The sequence below is a fragment of the Pseudomonas sp. 11/12A genome (assembly GCF_000800055.1).
GTDB classification, from domain to species: Bacteria; Pseudomonadota; Gammaproteobacteria; order Pseudomonadales; family Pseudomonadaceae; genus Aquipseudomonas; species Aquipseudomonas mohnii.
This window is the reverse complement of record NZ_JUGV01000001.1, coordinates 5995864-6011128: the sequence shown is the minus strand read 5'-3', so window position 1 is coordinate 6011128 and position 15265 is coordinate 5995864. Positions and strand designations below refer to the sequence as shown.

The 15265-nt window shown below is 61.0% G+C and carries 12 protein-coding genes; 4 read left to right on the top strand and 8 right to left on the bottom strand.

Annotation, left to right across the window (positions count from 1 at the left end; all coding sequences use genetic code 11):
* Positions 1 to 38 precede the first annotated feature (38 nt).
* Together motB and motA are read right to left on the bottom strand one after the other, a co-directional pair.
* Positions 39 to 1109 carry a flagellar motor protein MotB gene (motB, locus tag GQ39_RS27515; protein ID WP_047536681.1) on the bottom strand — a complete coding sequence of 357 codons (1071 nt, stop codon included), beginning with the start codon at positions 1107 to 1109 and terminating at the stop codon, positions 39 to 41.
* Positions 1110 to 1111: 2 nt separating this feature from the next.
* Positions 1112 to 1963: a flagellar motor stator protein MotA gene (motA, locus tag GQ39_RS27510; RefSeq protein WP_047536678.1), complete on the bottom strand. Its 852-nt coding sequence runs from the start codon at positions 1961 to 1963 to the stop codon at positions 1112 to 1114.
* 165 nt (positions 1964 to 2128) lie between these two features.
* On the opposite strand from motA, the gene GQ39_RS27505 reads away from it, so the two are divergent.
* Genes GQ39_RS27505 through asd form a run of 3 tightly spaced genes read left to right on the top strand, consistent with a single transcriptional unit; the run spans position 2129 to position 5404 of the window.
* On the top strand, positions 2129 to 3667 hold the full coding sequence (locus tag GQ39_RS27505; protein WP_047539216.1) for an HDOD domain-containing protein: 1539 nt from the start codon (positions 2129 to 2131) through the stop codon (positions 3665 to 3667).
* 42 nt (positions 3668 to 3709) lie between these two features.
* Positions 3710 to 4525 (top strand): rhodanese-like domain-containing protein, encoded by an 816-nt coding sequence (locus GQ39_RS27500; protein ID WP_047536675.1) that lies wholly within the window; start codon positions 3710 to 3712, stop codon positions 4523 to 4525.
* Positions 4526 to 4543: 18 nt separating this feature from the next.
* Positions 4544 to 5404 carry an archaetidylserine decarboxylase gene (asd, locus tag GQ39_RS27495; RefSeq protein ID WP_047536672.1) on the top strand — a complete coding sequence of 287 codons (861 nt, stop codon included), beginning with the start codon at positions 4544 to 4546 and terminating at the stop codon, positions 5402 to 5404.
* A 128-nt stretch (positions 5405 to 5532) separates the two neighbouring features.
* Here asd and serB read toward each other — a convergent pair whose 3' ends face one another.
* Positions 5533 to 6747 (bottom strand): phosphoserine phosphatase SerB, encoded by a 1215-nt coding sequence (serB, locus tag GQ39_RS27490; RefSeq protein ID WP_047536669.1) that lies wholly within the window; start codon positions 6745 to 6747, stop codon positions 5533 to 5535.
* Between the two features lie 135 nt (positions 6748 to 6882).
* Here serB and GQ39_RS27485 point away from each other — a divergent pair, with 135 nt between their 5' ends.
* Positions 6883 to 8397, top strand: coding sequence for an AhpA/YtjB family protein (locus tag GQ39_RS27485; protein WP_047536666.1), 1515 nt, complete (start codon positions 6883 to 6885; stop codon positions 8395 to 8397).
* Between the two features lie 273 nt (positions 8398 to 8670).
* On the opposite strand, the gene GQ39_RS27480 is transcribed toward GQ39_RS27485, so the two are convergent.
* The 5 genes from GQ39_RS27480 to parE form a co-directional block, all read right to left on the bottom strand.
* Complete coding sequence (locus GQ39_RS27480; RefSeq protein ID WP_047536663.1) at positions 8671 to 9384, bottom strand: PqiC family protein; 714 nt, start codon at positions 9382 to 9384, stop codon at positions 8671 to 8673.
* Between the two features lie 176 nt (positions 9385 to 9560).
* Positions 9561 to 11828 (bottom strand): DNA topoisomerase IV subunit A, encoded by a 2268-nt coding sequence (parC, locus tag GQ39_RS27475; RefSeq protein WP_047536659.1) that lies wholly within the window; start codon positions 11826 to 11828, stop codon positions 9561 to 9563.
* A gap of 10 nt (positions 11829 to 11838) precedes the next feature.
* Positions 11839 to 12360, bottom strand: coding sequence for a retropepsin-like aspartic protease family protein (locus tag GQ39_RS27470; protein WP_047536656.1), 522 nt, complete (start codon positions 12358 to 12360; stop codon positions 11839 to 11841).
* Complete coding sequence (locus GQ39_RS27465) at positions 12357 to 13346, bottom strand: esterase-like activity of phytase family protein (protein WP_047536653.1); 990 nt, start codon at positions 13344 to 13346, stop codon at positions 12357 to 12359. Before GQ39_RS27465 ends, GQ39_RS27470 begins: the two co-directional genes overlap by 4 nt.
* Positions 13346 to 15250 carry a DNA topoisomerase IV subunit B gene (gene parE, locus GQ39_RS27460; RefSeq protein ID WP_047536650.1) on the bottom strand — a complete coding sequence of 635 codons (1905 nt, stop codon included), beginning with the start codon at positions 15248 to 15250 and terminating at the stop codon, positions 13346 to 13348. The genes GQ39_RS27465 and parE overlap by 1 nt, the downstream gene beginning before the upstream one ends.
* Positions 15251 to 15265: the final 15 nt, after the last annotated feature.

Sequence of the window (15265 nt, the reverse complement as noted above, 5' to 3'; positions counted from 1 at the left end):
CAAAAAAGGCCGACAGCGATGTCGGCCTTTTTTGTGGATCACTGCTTCGGCGCTGGGGCCGGTGCAGTGGCGGGGGCTGGTGCCGCACTCCCGGGTGCTGACGGTTTCGGCGCCGGATCTTCGAACAAATTCAGACGCTCACGAAGCTCGTGGGCCGGCAGCGGTTCCTTGTCCGCCGGCAACGCATTTGGATCGGCGGGGGTAGCCGGCGCTGCTCCGGGCGTCTCGCTTCCTTTCGTGGCATCAGGGGCAGGTTCGGCCCCTTGCGAGCCTTCGATGGCGCGTTGGGCTTTCTTGGTCAGCACGATGATGTCGATACGACGGTTGATCGGATTGAACGGATGTTCACGATCAAACAGCGCCGATGAGGCATACCCCACGACACGCGCCACCTGCTGATCCGGATAGCTTCCCGCGACCAGCGCACGGCGGGCGGCGTTGGCACGGTTGGCCGAAAGTTCCCAGTTGCCGAAATCACCGGTGCCGGTGTACGGCTTGGCATCGGTATGGCCACTGATGCTGATCTTGTTCGGCACCGCTTTGATGGTGTCGGCCATGGCCAGCAGGATGTCTTCGAAATACGGCTTCAAGCGGGCACTGCCGGAGTCGAACATCGGCCGGTTTTCGGCGTCCACGATCTGGATGCGCAAACCGTCCGGAGTGATCTCGAACATGATCTGGTCTTTGAATTTCTGCAGCTGCGGATTCTCTTCGACCTTGTTCTGCAACTCTTGCAGCAACAGTTCGAGACGCTCCTTCTCGACCATCTCGGCCATGCCTTCGACCTGTTCGGCGTCGACGGTTACCTTGTCCGGTTGTGGCTGGGACTTCACCTCGGGGTTGAGGGTGTTTTCCGGCGCCAGGGTCGGCGTGCCGCCCAGATCGATGATGTACGGCGTGCCGCTTTCCGAGAAGCCGATCGGGTCCTTGAAGTAACCGGCGATGGCGATCTTCTGCTCCGGCGTCGCCGTGGACAACAGCCACAACACCAGGAAGAACGCCATCATCGCCGTGGCGAAGTCGGCGAAGGCGATTTTCCAGGCGCCCCCGTGATGCCCACCGGCATAGCGCTTGACGCGCTTGATGATTATCGGCTGATTGTTCTCCATGCTTAACGACCGCGAACCGCTTGTTCCAGCTCGGCGAAGCTAGGACGGTGCGCCGGGTACAGAACCTTGCGTCCGAACTCCACGGCCAGCGATGGCGGCATGCCGGAAGCCGAGGCGACCAGCGAGGCCTTGATGGCTTCGTAGACGTTCAGTTCTTCCTTGGAATCGTGGGCCAGGGAAGTGGCCAGCGGACCGAAGAAGCCGTAGGCGGCGAGAATACCGAAGAACGTACCGACCAGTGCCGCACCCACGTGCAGGCCGATGGACTTCTGGTCACCTTCGCCCAGGGACGCCATGGTCACCACGATACCCAGTACCGCCGCGACGATACCGAAACCGGGCATGGCGTCGGCGACGCCGTTCACGGCGTGGGATGGATGCTCCAGGTCTTCCTTGAGGCTGAAGAGTTCCATGTCAAACAGCCCTTCAAGCTCATGAGGTGCCATGTTGCCGGAAGACATGATGCGCAGGTAATCGCAGATGAACGCCGTCATGCGCTCATCCTTCAGGACCGCCGGGTACTTGGCGAAGATCGGGCTCGCGGCGGCATCTTCGATGTCACCTTCGATCGCCATCATGCCTTCACGGCGGCTCTTGTTGAGAATTTCGTAGATCAGGCCCAGGACTTCAAGGTAGAAGCCGTGGCTGAAACGCGAGCTGAACATGCTCAGGGATTTCTTGAGCACGTGCATCGTCATGTAGCCGGGGTTGGCCTGCAAGAATGCGCCGAGGGCCGCGCCGCCGATGATCATCACCTCGAAAGGCTGGATCAGCGCCGCAATTTTGCCGTGGGAGAGCACGTATCCGCCGAGCACGCTCGCGAATACGACGATGATGCCGATAATTTTAGCCATAGGTAGGAGAGCACTTACTGAGTCGGGTTCAAGGTCATATTCGGAAGTTAAAAAATCTCTTCTTCTACTTATCGGCAAAACTGCGCCAGACTATAGCCAGTTCAGGCGAAAAGCCAATTTGACCCACTCCGGGCACAGTTAACGCTGACGATGATCGCCTCCACCATGGTTAACGAAACGAACGTTCCAATTCCAAAACCGACCACACTCGAAGGCTGGGTCAAGCTTCTGGATGATGTGCGCCTGCCGGTTCCCAAGGCCATCCATGATCGTGTCTGGCTGGCCATTCGCGACCATCGCAGCTCGTTGCGCGACATCGCCGAATTGATGCAGGAAAGCCCGCCCCTGGCCTTGAGCGTGATCCGCGAAGCCAACCGGCATACCCATGGCAGCATGACCGAGCCGGCGGAAAACCTTGAGGTCGCCATCAATCGCCTTGGCCTCAAACGCACTGAAGAATTGCTCGACCGGATGCCCGTACTGCCGCAAACCGACATCCCCAAAGCCCTGCGTCAGTTGCAGATGATCAGCCAGCACGCCACGCAACAGGCCAATGGTTTTTTTGCCAGTCGCCTGGCGCGCCTGTGGCAGGACATCTACTGGGGCAGCCTGTTGTTTCTGTCGCCGCTATGGCCACTGGCCCTGACTCACCCGCAATTGCTGGAGGACTGGGAACTGCGGGTCATTCATAAAGGCGAGTCGGCGCGCAAGGTCGAAAAGCAATTGTTTGGCGTACGCCTGCTGGACATCGGCCAGGCCCTGGCGGACATCTGGCGCCTGCCGATCTGGGTGCAGCAGGGCTACCGTCTGCTGCTCACCGAGCAACGGGAACTGGTGAAGGTTCTGCGCATTGCCCGCGACAGCGAGCATCCATTGCGCCAGCAGAACCGTCTCGATGACGATCCGACCCTGCGCCGCTGGCTCAATCAACCGGCCAATACCGTGTTGCTGGCCAACGGTCTGGCATTGTCGGCGCACCAGGCCTGGGACAGTCCGCACAGCCAGCGGTGGCAGTATCTGACCAGCCTATACCTGCAAGTACCGATGGAAGACGTGCAACAGCAATTGCACCAGCAGGCCGCCAACAGTGCGCGCCATCACGCCATGCCCGACCTTTGGCACCCCGCCGAAGCGTTGATCTGGCCGTGGGGCATGAATCGCGTCCATGCCGCTTTGCTGCCGGCACCCGCGCCCACCGCCGAGGACCTGGCGAAATGGCGCAAGCAATGCGCCGAGCTATTGGTCGAACCGAGTCACTTCACCAATGCCATGCACTTGACCATCGCTGCCCGGGACGCCCTCGTCGCCTGCGGCATGCGCCGCGTGATGATCCTGATGGCCGACCGCACCCACGCCAACCTGCGAGTGCACCAAACGGCGGGGCTGCCCAAAGAAGTGGCGGCGATGAACTTTGCGGTCAGCCAAAGCACCGTGCTGCAACGCTTGCTTTCGCAACAGGCCCAGGTACGGATTAACCCGACCAACAACGCACAATTTTCAGCCCTGCTGCCCAACGGCCTGCGCGCGCAGTTCAGCGGCGAACACCTGCTGCTGCGCTCGCTGGTCAACAATGGCCGGGTGATCATGATTGTCGTGGCGGATCAGGGCGGCGGGCCGTTTTCGGAAATCACCGTGCAAGCCTTCGGCAAAACGGCACAGTGCATCGAGAAAGCGCTGCATAACTTTAGCCGCCGCGGCCAATAGCGCTGCGCTACAATCCTCCCTTTTGTGCTCTGGAGACCTCACATGTCTGACTTCTCTGGCTTGCCGCTGGTGATCGAACCGAGCGACTTGCTCCCTCGCCTCGATGCCCGTGATCTGATTCTGGTGGACCTGACCAGCAGCGCCCGCTACACCGAAGGGCATATTCCCGGTGCGCGGTTTGTCGATCCGAAACGCACACAGCTCGGCCAGGCGCCCGCCCCAGGCCTGATGCCGTCGCAAGCCGCACTCGAAGCGTTGTTCGGTGAGCTGGGGCACAATCCCGATGCGGTCTACGTGGTTTATGACGACGAGGGCGGCGGTTGGGCCGGGCGTTTTATCTGGCTTCTGGACGTCATTGGTCACAGCAATTATCACTATGTCGACGGCGGCCTGACGGCCTGGCTGGCAGAAGGCTTGCCCATGTCGATCCAGGTCCCCGCTCCTGTGGGTGGCCCGGTTGCATTGACCCTGCACGACGAACCCACCGCGACCCGCGAATACCTGCAAAGCCGTCTCGGCGCCGCCGACCTGGCGATCTGGGACGCGCGCGGGCCGCTGGAGTACTCCGGTGAGAAAGTCCTGGCGGCCAAGGGCGGACACATTCCTGGCGCGGTCAATTTCGAATGGACCGCCGGCATGGACAAGGCCCGGAACCTGCGCATCCGCACCGACATGCCGCAGATCCTCGAACAACTCGGGATCAGCAAAGACAAAGAAGTGATTACCCACTGCCAGACTCACCACCGTTCTGGCTTCACCTATCTGGTGGCCAAGTCCCTCGGTTATCCGCAGGTCAAAGGCTACGCCGGCTCCTGGGGCGAATGGGGCAACCACCCCGATACCCCTGTAGAGATTTAAGGTTTTTAAGGACAGTTAATGAATAAGCGTCTGTTTATCCTCAGCCAGTACCTGCTGCCCCACCATTTGCTCTCGCGACTAGCCGGCTGCATCGCCGAATGCCGCGTGCGCTGGTTCAAGAATGCATTCACCGCGTGGTTCGCCAAACGTTATCAGGTGGACATGTCCCAGGCACTGGTCGAAGACCTGACGGCCTACGAGCACTTCAACGCCTTCTTCACCCGCGCCCTGAAGGACGGCGCGCGTCCTCTGGACCAGACACCGGGCGCGATCCTCAGCCCGGCCGACGGCGCGGTCAGCCAACTCGGGCCGATCGAACACGGCCGCGTGTTCCAGGCCAAGGGCCACAGCTTCAGCGTGCTCGAATTGCTTGGCGGCGATGCGGCGAACGCCGCGCCGTTCATGGGTGGCGATTTCGCGACCATTTACCTGTCGCCGAAGGACTACCACCGTGTGCACATGCCGCTGGCCGGCACCCTGCGCGAAATGGTCTACATCCCGGGCCGGATTTTCTCGGTGAATCAGACCACCGCCGAAAACGTGCCGGAACTGTTCGCCCGCAACGAGCGTGTGGCGTGCATCTTTGACACCGAACGCGGGCCGATGGCCGTCGTGCTGGTGGGCGCAATGATCGTGGCATCGATCGAAACCGTGTGGGCCGGGCTGGTGACGCCGCCGAAACGCGAGCTGAAAACCTTCCGTTACGACGAGGCCGCTCGTGCGCCGATCCATCTGGAAAAGGGTGCGGAACTGGGCCGCTTCAAACTGGGTTCGACCGCTATCGTGCTGTTCGGGCCGGATCAAGTGAAGTGGGCTGAAGAATTGGCGGCAGGTTCGCCGGTGCAGATGGGCCAGGGAATGGGCTCACCGAAAGCCTGATAGAGACACACAAATGTAGGAGCGAGCCTGCTCGCGATGGACGTTAACGATGACGCGGGCATTCTGGATGTCCGCGGCGCCGTTACGTTTTTCGCGAGCAGGCTCGCTCCTACAGGTGATTTGCGGCGTTACAGTTGTCCGTCGCGATCGCGGAAGCCCAGCAGATACAACACGCCATCGAGCCCCAGGGTTGAAATTGCCTGCTTCGCCGACTGTTTAACCAGCGGCTTGGCGCGAAACGCCACGCCCAACCCGGCAATTGCCAGCATCGGCAAGTCATTGGCGCCGTCGCCGACCGCAATGGTCTGCTCCAGACGCAAACCTTCCTTGTGCGCCAACTCTTTGAGCAGATCAGCCTTGCGCTGCGCATCGACAATCGGCTCGATCGCCACGCCGGTCACCTTGCCATCCACCACTTCCAGCTCGTTGGCGAACACATAGTCAATACCCAGCTTGGCCTGCAATTGCTTGGCGAAGTAGGTGAACCCGCCCGACAGAATGGCGGTTTTGTAACCCAGTCGCTTGAGTTCAGCGAACAGGGTTTCAGCGCCCTCGGTCAGGCGCAGGGATGCACCAATGGAATCGAGTACGCCAACATCCAGCCCCTTGAGCAAGGCAAGACGCTCTTTGAAGCTGGCGCGGAAGTCCAGCTCACCCGCCATCGCCCGCTCGGTAATTTCCGAGACCTGGTCACCCACACCGGCAGCCTTGGCCAGTTCGTCGATCACTTCGGCTTCGATCAGGGTCGAGTCCATGTCGAACACCGCCAGGCGACGGTTACGACGGAACAGCGAGTCTTCCTGGAAGGCGATGTCGACGTTCAGTTCCTGGGCGACGCTGAGGAATTCGGCACGCAGCGCCTGCGGATCGGCCGCTTCGCCACGTACGGAAAACTCGATGCAGCCCTTGCCTTTATCCGCTGGCGTATCCAGCGGCATGCGCCCTGACAACCGATCAATGTGGTCGATGTTCAGGCCATATTTGGCGGTGATGGAACTCACGGCCTGCAATTGCCCGGCCGTCACTTTGCGGGTCAGCAGGGTCACGATGTGGCGTTTTTTGCCCTGGTTGCCGACCCACTGCTGGTAATCCTCTTCGGACACTGGCGTGAAACGGACCTGTTGATCGAGCTCGTAGCCCTTGAACAGGATGTCCTTGAGCACCGACTTGCCTTGCTCGGTACCAGGAATTTCAACCAGGATGCCGAACGACAGGGTGTCGTGGATCACCGCCTGACCGATGTCGAGAATGTTCACACCACCCTGGGCCAGAACGCCGGTAATGGCCGCAGTCAGACCGGGACGGTCGACTCCCGTGATGTTTATCAGGACGATTTCGCGCAAGGCGCACCCCCGCAGGTGGAAAAAAACCGCATTCTACCCACTTTCAGTGACCATCGGGCACCGTGAGCGCTTTGCCGGTCTAGACCCTGTCGCTATACTGCGCGTCAACTTCACAGATAAAAGAGCCGAGCTCAAGTGAACCGGCCCACGCCAGTAAAAACCGACAACTTCTTCCTGCTGATCTTCCGGGCACTGCGCCACCGCCGTGTACCGATTGCATTGCGCATCGCCAGCCATAACGTGATCCTGGTCGCTCTGGCCCTGGTCATCTACGCCTGCGTGATGGGTTTGCAGTTCAAGCAGGCCATGCACGAACAAGCGGATGCGCTGGGCGAAAGCCTGACCACGCAGACGGCCACCTCGGCCACCGAGCTGCTGGTGTCCAACGACATCCTCAGCCTCAACGTACTGCTCAACAACCTGACCAAGAACAAGCTGGTGGCCCACGCCGCCATCTATAGCGTGGATAACCGCATCCTCGCCGAAGCCGGACAGCGTCCCAAGCATGGCCTGCTGGGTGAAGCCGAGGGCATGTACCAGAGCAAGATCACCTTCCAGGACGTGACCGCCGGTCAACTGCGCATCAGCCTCGACATGGACCAGTTCCAGCAACCGATGACCATCAGCCTGCAAAGCATGGGCATCCTGAGCGCGATTCTGCTGGCCCTGTCCCTGGCCTTGAGCCTGCGCCTGGGCCGACACATCTCCACGCCGCTCCTGCAATTGCGGGTGTGGCTGCGCAATATCGACGAATACACCCCGGCCACCGAGCGTCAGGACGAAATTGGTGACCTGGCTCGCCAGTTGCACGCCAACTTCGCGCCGGAACCTGCCGAGTCGGAGCCCGTGCCAGAGCCGGAATTCGATGACATCGACGACGCAGAGCCGGGTTTCGAAGTACGCAATCTGCGCGACCCAAGCTTTGACGAAAGCCGTCCGATGGCGGCGATGAAAGCTGCACCACGGCGTACCATCAGCACCGTCGAAGACGATGACGAAGAGGCCTTCGCCGATTTGCTCGATGATTCGACAGACAGCGCACCGATTCCGGCCGCTCGACCTGTCGTTTCGAACGTGCCGCAGCACAGCGCCGTACTGGCCGTGCAACTGGGCTCTCAGGAGCAACTGCGTCGCCTGCCTCGCACACGCCTGGAAGAACTGCTCGAGCGCTACCGCGACTGCCTCGACCAGGCCGCCTCGCTCTATCAGAGCGAATTGCACACCCTGAACGACGGCAGCACGCTGATGCTGTTCCATACCGAAGACAGCGGCGACGATTACCTGACCAATGCTATCTGCTGCGGCGAGTTGCTGCGGGCGCTGGGCCATCAGCTGCAGATCGAAGTCGCCGACAGTGGCATCACCCTGCAATTGCAACTGGGCCTGACCCTGGGCGACGACCTGTTCGGCCTGAGCCAGATCGACCTGCTGCTGACCGACACCGCCCAGGATGCCCTGGCCTTGTCGCAACACAGCCGCAACCTGCTGCTGGTGGAGCGCAAGATCAGCGACGACGCACTGATCCGCCAGCGCGCGCGGATCCGCCCGATTGCCAGCCCTGAAGGTGCTTGCTGTGTGGAGCGTTTGATGGAGCCTTATCCGTCGATGCTTGAACGACAGCTAGCGCGGATGCATGAGCGCCGGGCGTAAGCCGTAGCTGCCGAAGGCTGCGATCTTTCAGCCTTACATATTGAAGCCCGCAGATGATCACTCGTCTGCGGGTTTTTTATTGCCTGTACAGTCGCTATCGCTGGCAAGCCAGCTCCCACAGTGGTTGATGTCGTACACACAATCTGCGCTCAACAGATCCCCTTGTGGGAGCTGGCTTGCCAGCGATGAGGCCATCAGCCGCACTGGAAGTCTCCAATCAGCAGAAACAACAAAGCCCGCACAAGGCGGGCTTTGGTTTGACTCGATCCAGACTTAGAAGCGGAACACTTCCATATCCGTGCGAATCGGTGCAGCCATCGGGATCTTCGGCTGTTTTTCCTGTTCTACCGCCGGTGCCGCAGGTTTGGCGGCCGGTTTACGTGGCGCTTCGGCAATCGGTGGCTGGTTGGCCAACGGCTTGAGCGCGACAGACAACTGTTCCGCCAGTCGCTGCAGCAACACACCCTGAGCCTGAACCTGGGCCGCCGTGTTACCGGCATGTTGCTCCTGCAGATGAATGATGCGGTTATCGCGCACCTGACCACGGCGGTCGATCAAACGCCATTGCGCATCGAGGATCGCCGGTTGCTTTTCACCCGAGTCCAGTCGCGTGATGGTCAGCAGCACCTGCACATCCGGCGTGAAGCCCAGGTTGGCGGGCGCCAGAACGACACGCTGGCTGTCCAGATGACCGGCGACCTGACGCAGTAACAACTGGTCGATATCGGAAGACAAGCTACCGGCCCAGCGACCATCGAGCGAAGCTTGCAGGCTGCCATCGGGTTGACGCTGCAACAGGGTTTCGCGTTGCAGGTAGTCAGCGACGGTCACCGGACCCAACAAAACCGCCATGCCCGCGCTTTGCGCAGGCTGAACCGGACTTCCGCTGTCCAGTTGATACAGCGACACCGGCTGGTGAACGCTGCAACCCGCCAGGCCAAGAACGCCAGCGAGCATCAAGATAAAAGGAAGGCGCAGAGCAGTCATCGTCCCATCCAGGTGATCGCCACAAGGCTGACCACAGTGAAAATACTCAATAAATATGAAGAACGCTCGGCCACGCCGGCGCTTGAAAGGCCATATCATCCGTGAATATGCGTTCCGACTCCAGCGCGAAAGCGCCGATCTACGGGTTAAATCGTAGATCGGAGCCTCTAGTACGCCTAATTGAGGTTTTCGACGAGCAGCGCATCTACCCTCTGGAAGCCACGTGGCAATTTGTTACCACGACGCCCACGCTCACCTTTGTAGTGCTCGAGGTCGTCCGCCTTCAGTGACAAGGTGCGTTTTCCGGCCTGCAGCACCAAGGTGGCGCCCTCCGGTAAAACGGCGATGTCCGTCACATACTCTTCACGACTGGCCACTCGCTCACCGGAAATACCGATGATCTTATTGCCTTTGCCCTTACCTAATTGTGGCAGATCGCTGATTTTGAAGATCAGCAGGCGACCTTCGGTGGTCACCGAAGCCAGCCAGTTCTGCTCACGATCAGCCACAGGACGCGGCAGGATCACCTTGGCGTTGTTCGGCAGGCTCAACAGCGCCTTGCCGGCCTTGTTTTTGGCCTGCAGGTCTTCACCCTTGACCACGAAACCGTAACCGGCGTCGGAAGCAATGACGTACAGCGCGTCATCCTCGGGCATCAGCACGCATTCAAAACTGGCCCCCGGCGGTGGCGTCAGACGGCCGGTCAGCGGCTCGCCCTGTCCACGGGCCGATGGCAAGGTGTGCGCCGCCACCGAATAGCTGCGACCCGTGGAATCTATAAACACCGCAAACTGGTTGGACCGCCCCGCCGCCAGGGCTTTGAAGCCATCCCCGGCCTTGTAGGAGAGCCCGGTGGCATCGATTTCGTGCCCCTTGGCAGAACGAACCCAGCCTTTTTCCGACAGCACGACGGTGACTTTCTCGTTCGGCAGCAGATCGTGCTCGGTCAGGGCCTTGGCTTCGGCGCGCTCGACGATTGGCGAGCGACGGTCGTCGCCATAGGTTTCGGCGTCTTTGATCAACTCGGTGCGCACCAGCTTTTTCAGCTTGGCTTCACTGCTCAGCAAGGCTTGCAGCTTGGCTTGTTCCTTGAGCAGTTCATCCTGCTCGGCACGCAACTTCATCTCTTCCAGTCGCGCCAACTGACGCAAACGGGTGTCGAGGATGTAGTCGGCCTGGATCTCGCTCAGGGCAAAGCGCTCGATCAGTGCGGCTTTCGGATGCTCCTCGGTACGGATGATATGAATCACTTCATCCAGGTTGAGGTAGGCAATCAGCAAACCGTCCAACAGGTGCAGGCGACGCTCGACCTTGTCGAGGCGGAATTGCAGGCGACGACGAACGGTCTGCACCCGGAACTCCAGCCATTCGACCAGCAGGGCCCGCAGGTTTTTCAGTTGCGGCTTGCCGTCCAGCCCGATGATGTTGATGTTGACCCGGTAGCTCGACTCCAGCTCGGTGCTGGCGAACAGGTGTTGCATCAATGCATCGTGGTCAAAGTTTTTGCGTGCGCCCGGAATGATCACGATCCGGCATGGGTTCTCGTGATCGGATTCGTCGCGCAGGTCGGCAATCTGCGGGGCCTTGGACGGCTTGGCCTGCATCATCGCGGCGATCTGTTCCAGCACCTTGGCGCCGGAAACCTGATGCGGCAACGCGGTGACGATGATGTCGCCGTCTTCGACGTGGTACACGGCGCGCATGCGCACGGAACCGCGACCGGTTTCATAGATTTTCAGCAGATCGGCGCGCGGTGTGATGATTTCCGCTTCGGTCGGATAATCCGGGCCCTGAATGTGTTCGCAGAGCTGTTCGACCGTGGCCTTGGGCTCATCGAGCAAACGTACGCAGGCGCTGGCGACTTCGCGCAGGTTGTGCGGCGGAACGTCGGTGGCCATGCCCACCGCGATACCGGTGGTGCCGTTGAGCAGGATGTTCGGCAAACGTGCCGGCAACACCAGCGGCTCGTCGAGGGTACCGTCGAAGTTCGGCCCCCAGTCCGCAGTGCCCTGGCCCAGTTCGCTGAGCAGCACTTCGGAGTAACGCGACAACCGCGCCTCGGTGTAACGCATGGCGGCGAAGGACTTGGGATCGTCCGGCGCACCCCAGTTACCCTGGCCGTCCACCAGCGTGTAACGGTAGCTGAATGGCTGGGCCATCAGGACCATGGCTTCGTAGCAAGCCGAGTCGCCGTGGGGGTGGAATTTACCGAGCACGTCACCGACGGTACGCGCCGACTTCTTGTGCTTGGAGTCGGCGTCCAGCCCCAACTCGCTCATGGCGTAGATGATGCGCCGCTGGACCGGTTTCAGGCCATCGCCGATATGCGGCAAGGCACGGTCCATGATCACGTACATGGAGTAGTTGAGGTAGGCATTTTCGGTGAAGTCAGCCAGCGAACGGCGTTCTACGCCGTCCAAGCTGTCTGCAAGGATATCGCTCATGCGGGCCTCATCAATTCGTTGTCTGGCGCAGCAGCATGGTGCCACCGCGCTGGGTAAATTCAAGTTTGTTCAGTGCGCTCATGCCGAGCAGCACTTGATCGCCATGCAAACCGGGTGCGACCAGTGCGCGTACATCGCGCAACACGATGTCGCCCAGTTGCAGCCGGTCGATGCGGGTTCGATACCCCTCGCTCAAACCGTTGGCCGTGCTCAGGGTCACCCCGAAGCCTTTCTCCAGCTTCAGCCGCTCGGCCAGGCTGGCCGGGATCGACACGTCGGTCGCCCCGGTATCGAGCATGAAATCCACCGGCTGACCGTTGATATGGCCGCTGGCGACGAAATGCCCCTGGCCATTGCTGACCAGTTTCACTTCGATAAAACCTTCGCCCTGCTCCGAGCTCACCGCCACGTTCGGGTTTTGCTGGCGCTCTTCCCACTGGCCAAAAAACCGCGTCGCCAGAAACAGCGCGGCGCACCAGGCCAGCACCATCAACACCCGGCCGGCGCGCTTGCCCGGTGGTTGCTGACTCATGGCTTGGCACTCCAGCCACCTTCAGGCGCGGCAAAGCGCCAGACGATCGGCCGTAACTCGCCATCGGCGCGGGCACCGAAATTGTTGTCGACACCCATCCACGCGCCGTCAGCGTCCACGATCAATGCCTCTTCGAGGCCATAGTTCTGTGGATAGCGACGGCTTTCCTGCAACAACTCGTCAGCATAAGACCAGCAGCGCTCCACTTTGGCCGTTTGCGGGTCCCGGCGACAGATCTGATAGGCATTGCGCTCCAGGGTGAACAGCTTGCCGTTGAACAATGACAGATCGGAAAAATCCCGTGAAACCGCCTTGACCTTGGGAAACTGCGGCGGCTGCATTTCCATGCCCGATTCGCTCAACAGCACACAGCCACCGTCGCAATCCCACACGGTCTGCTTGCGCTTGATCAGTACCAATCCGCGGCTTTGGCGCTCGGCGGCGAGCCACAACTGGTCCCCCGTCGAATTGATCGCTAACCCTTCGAACAATGCATTGAATTTCAACAGCATGCCGCTGGCCCGCGCTTCGCGCACCATCATCGGCGAGATTTTCAGCCAGGACGCTGGCCCCGTTGGCGGCACTTGCAGGACGGCCGCATGGCCTTCGCTGACGATGTAGCGATTGCCGGCGCTGTCGCAGGTGATGCCTTCGAAATCCAGATCACCGCCACGCACGAACGAAGCCGCCCAGGTCCGTGAACGCAATCCCCAGGGCAAACCGCTGTCAGGCACCGGCGGAACGCCGATGCCCACTGCTTGCGCGTGCCAGACGCCAGCCTGGGTATCGAGCCGGTAGATCTGATCGTCGTCGCGATCGGAGACCGCCCACAAGTCCTTGCCGCACAGGGCCAGCCCGGACAGGTTGCCCCCGCGCATGCCTTCGATGGCATGCTCGGACACCAGACGCAACGACGGTGCCGGCTCGGCAGACACCGTGATCGAGGTCAGCAGCAATGCACACGCCAGGGCAAAGCCCAGACGCATCAGCCCAGAACCTCGGCCAGGTTGCCTTTGGATTCCAGCCAGGTCTTGCGGTCGCCGGCGCGTTTTTTGGCGAGCAGCATGTCCATCATTTCCGACGTCGCTTCGAAATCATCCAGCGTCAGTTGCACCAAGCGCCGGGTGTTCGGATCCATGGTGGTTTCGCGCAGCTGCGGCGGGTTCATTTCACCCAGGCCTTTGAATCGGGTGACCTGCGGCTTGCCACGTTTCTTCTCCGCCACCAGGCGATCGAGAATGCCATCGCGCTCGGCTTCGTCCAGGGCGTAGTAAATCTCTTTGCCCAGGTCGATCCGGTACAGCGGCGGCATGGCGACATAGACGTGGCCGGCATCGACCAGCGCACGGAAGTGCTGGACGAACAATGCACAGAGCAGGGTCGCGATGTGCAGACCGTCGGAGTCGGCGTCGGCGAGGATGCAGATCTTGCCGTAGCGCAGCTGGCTCATGTCCGCCGCGCCAGGATCGACGCCGATGGCCACGGCAATGTTGTGCACTTCCTGGCTGGCGAGTACTTCGCTGCCGTCCACTTCCCAGGTGTTGAGGATCTTGCCGCGCAACGGCAGGATCGCCTGGAACTCTTTGTCCCGCGCCTGCTTGGCCGAACCGCCGGCGGAATCACCTTCCACCAGGAACAGCTCGGAACGCATCGGGTCCTGCCCGGCGCAGTCGGCGAGTTTGCCCGGCAGGGCCGGCCCCTGGGTGATGCGCTTGCGCTCGACTTTCTTGCTGGCCTTCAGGCGGCGGCCGGCGTTGTTGATCGCCAGTTCCGCCAGGAGCATGCCGGTTTCCGGGTTGGCGTTGAGCCACAGGCTGAACGCATCCTTGACCACTCCGGAAACGAACGCCGCTGCTTCACGGGACGACAGACGCTCCTTGGTCTGACCGGAGAATTGCGGCTCTTGCATCTTCATCGACAGCACGAACGCAATGCGTTCCCAGACGTCTTCCGGCGCCAGCTTTACGCCACGCGGCAACAGGCTGCGGAATTCGCAGAACTCGCGCATCGCGTCGAGCAGGCCCTGGCGCAGGCCGTTGACGTGGGTACCGCCCTGGGCGGTCGGGATCAGGTTGACGTAGCTTTCCTGCACCGCGTCGCCACCTTCCGGCAGCCACAGCAACGCCCAGTCCACGGCCTCTTTGTTACCGGCCAGGCTGCCGCAGAACGGCTCGTCCGGCAGGCGTTCGAACTCGCTGACCGCGTCGACCAGATAGGAGCGCAGGCCATCTTCGTAATGCCATTCGACTTTCTCGCCGCTGGCCTTGTCTTCAAAACTGACCAGCAGCCCCGGGCACAGCACGGCCTTGGCCTTGAGCACGTGCTTGAGGCGACTGATGGAAAATTTCGGTGAATCGAAGTATTTCGGGTCCGGGGCGAAGAACACGCTGGTGCCGGTGTTGCGCTTGCCAACGGTGCCGATCACTTCCAGCTCGGTTTTCTTGTAACCGTCGGCGAAGGTCATCTGGTATTCGTTGCCGTCACGCTTTACGCGGACCCGGACTTCGGTCGACAAGGCGTTGACCACCGAAATACCGACCCCGTGCAGACCGCCGGAGAACTGGTAGTTCTTGTTGGAAAACTTGCCGCCCGCATGGAGTTTGGTGAGGATCAGCTCGACGCCGGAAACGCCTTCTTCCGGGTGAATGTCCACTGGCATGCCGCGACCGTCATCACTGACTTCCAGCGAGTGATCGGCGTGCAGGATGACCTGCACCGATTTGGCATGCCCGGCCAAGGCTTCGTCGACGCTGTTGTCGATGACTTCCTGGGCGAGGTGGTTTGGCCGAGTGGTGTCGGTGTACATGCCGGGGCGCTTGCGCACCGGGTCGAGGCCCGAGAGGACTTCGATGGCGTCTGCGTTATAAGAGCTAGCGCTGGGAGTGGCCATAGGGTCTCGTCGTCA

Excerpts from the sequence above, each read along its gene's own strand:
- motB (WP_047536681.1), bottom strand. The coding sequence starts at position 1,109 with ATGGAGAACAATCAGCCGATAATCATCAAGCGCGTCAAGCGCTATGCC.
- motA (WP_047536678.1), bottom strand. The coding sequence starts at position 1,963 with ATGGCTAAAATTATCGGCATCATCGTCGTATTCGCGAGCGTGCTCGGC.
- GQ39_RS27505 (WP_047539216.1), top strand. The coding sequence starts at position 2,129 with ATGGTTAACGAAACGAACGTTCCAATTCCAAAACCGACCACACTCGAA.
- GQ39_RS27500 (WP_047536675.1), top strand. The coding sequence starts at position 3,710 with ATGTCTGACTTCTCTGGCTTGCCGCTGGTGATCGAACCGAGCGACTTG.
- asd (WP_047536672.1), top strand. The coding sequence starts at position 4,544 with ATGAATAAGCGTCTGTTTATCCTCAGCCAGTACCTGCTGCCCCACCAT.
- GQ39_RS27480 (WP_047536663.1), bottom strand. The coding sequence starts at position 9,384 with ATGACTGCTCTGCGCCTTCCTTTTATCTTGATGCTCGCTGGCGTTCTT.
- parC (WP_047536659.1), bottom strand. The coding sequence starts at position 11,828 with ATGAGCGATATCCTTGCAGACAGCTTGGACGGCGTAGAACGCCGTTCG.
- GQ39_RS27470 (WP_047536656.1), bottom strand. The coding sequence starts at position 12,360 with ATGAGTCAGCAACCACCGGGCAAGCGCGCCGGCCGGGTGTTGATGGTG.
- GQ39_RS27465 (WP_047536653.1), bottom strand. The coding sequence starts at position 13,346 with ATGCGTCTGGGCTTTGCCCTGGCGTGTGCATTGCTGCTGACCTCGATC.
- parE (WP_047536650.1), bottom strand. The coding sequence starts at position 15,250 with ATGGCCACTCCCAGCGCTAGCTCTTATAACGCAGACGCCATCGAAGTC.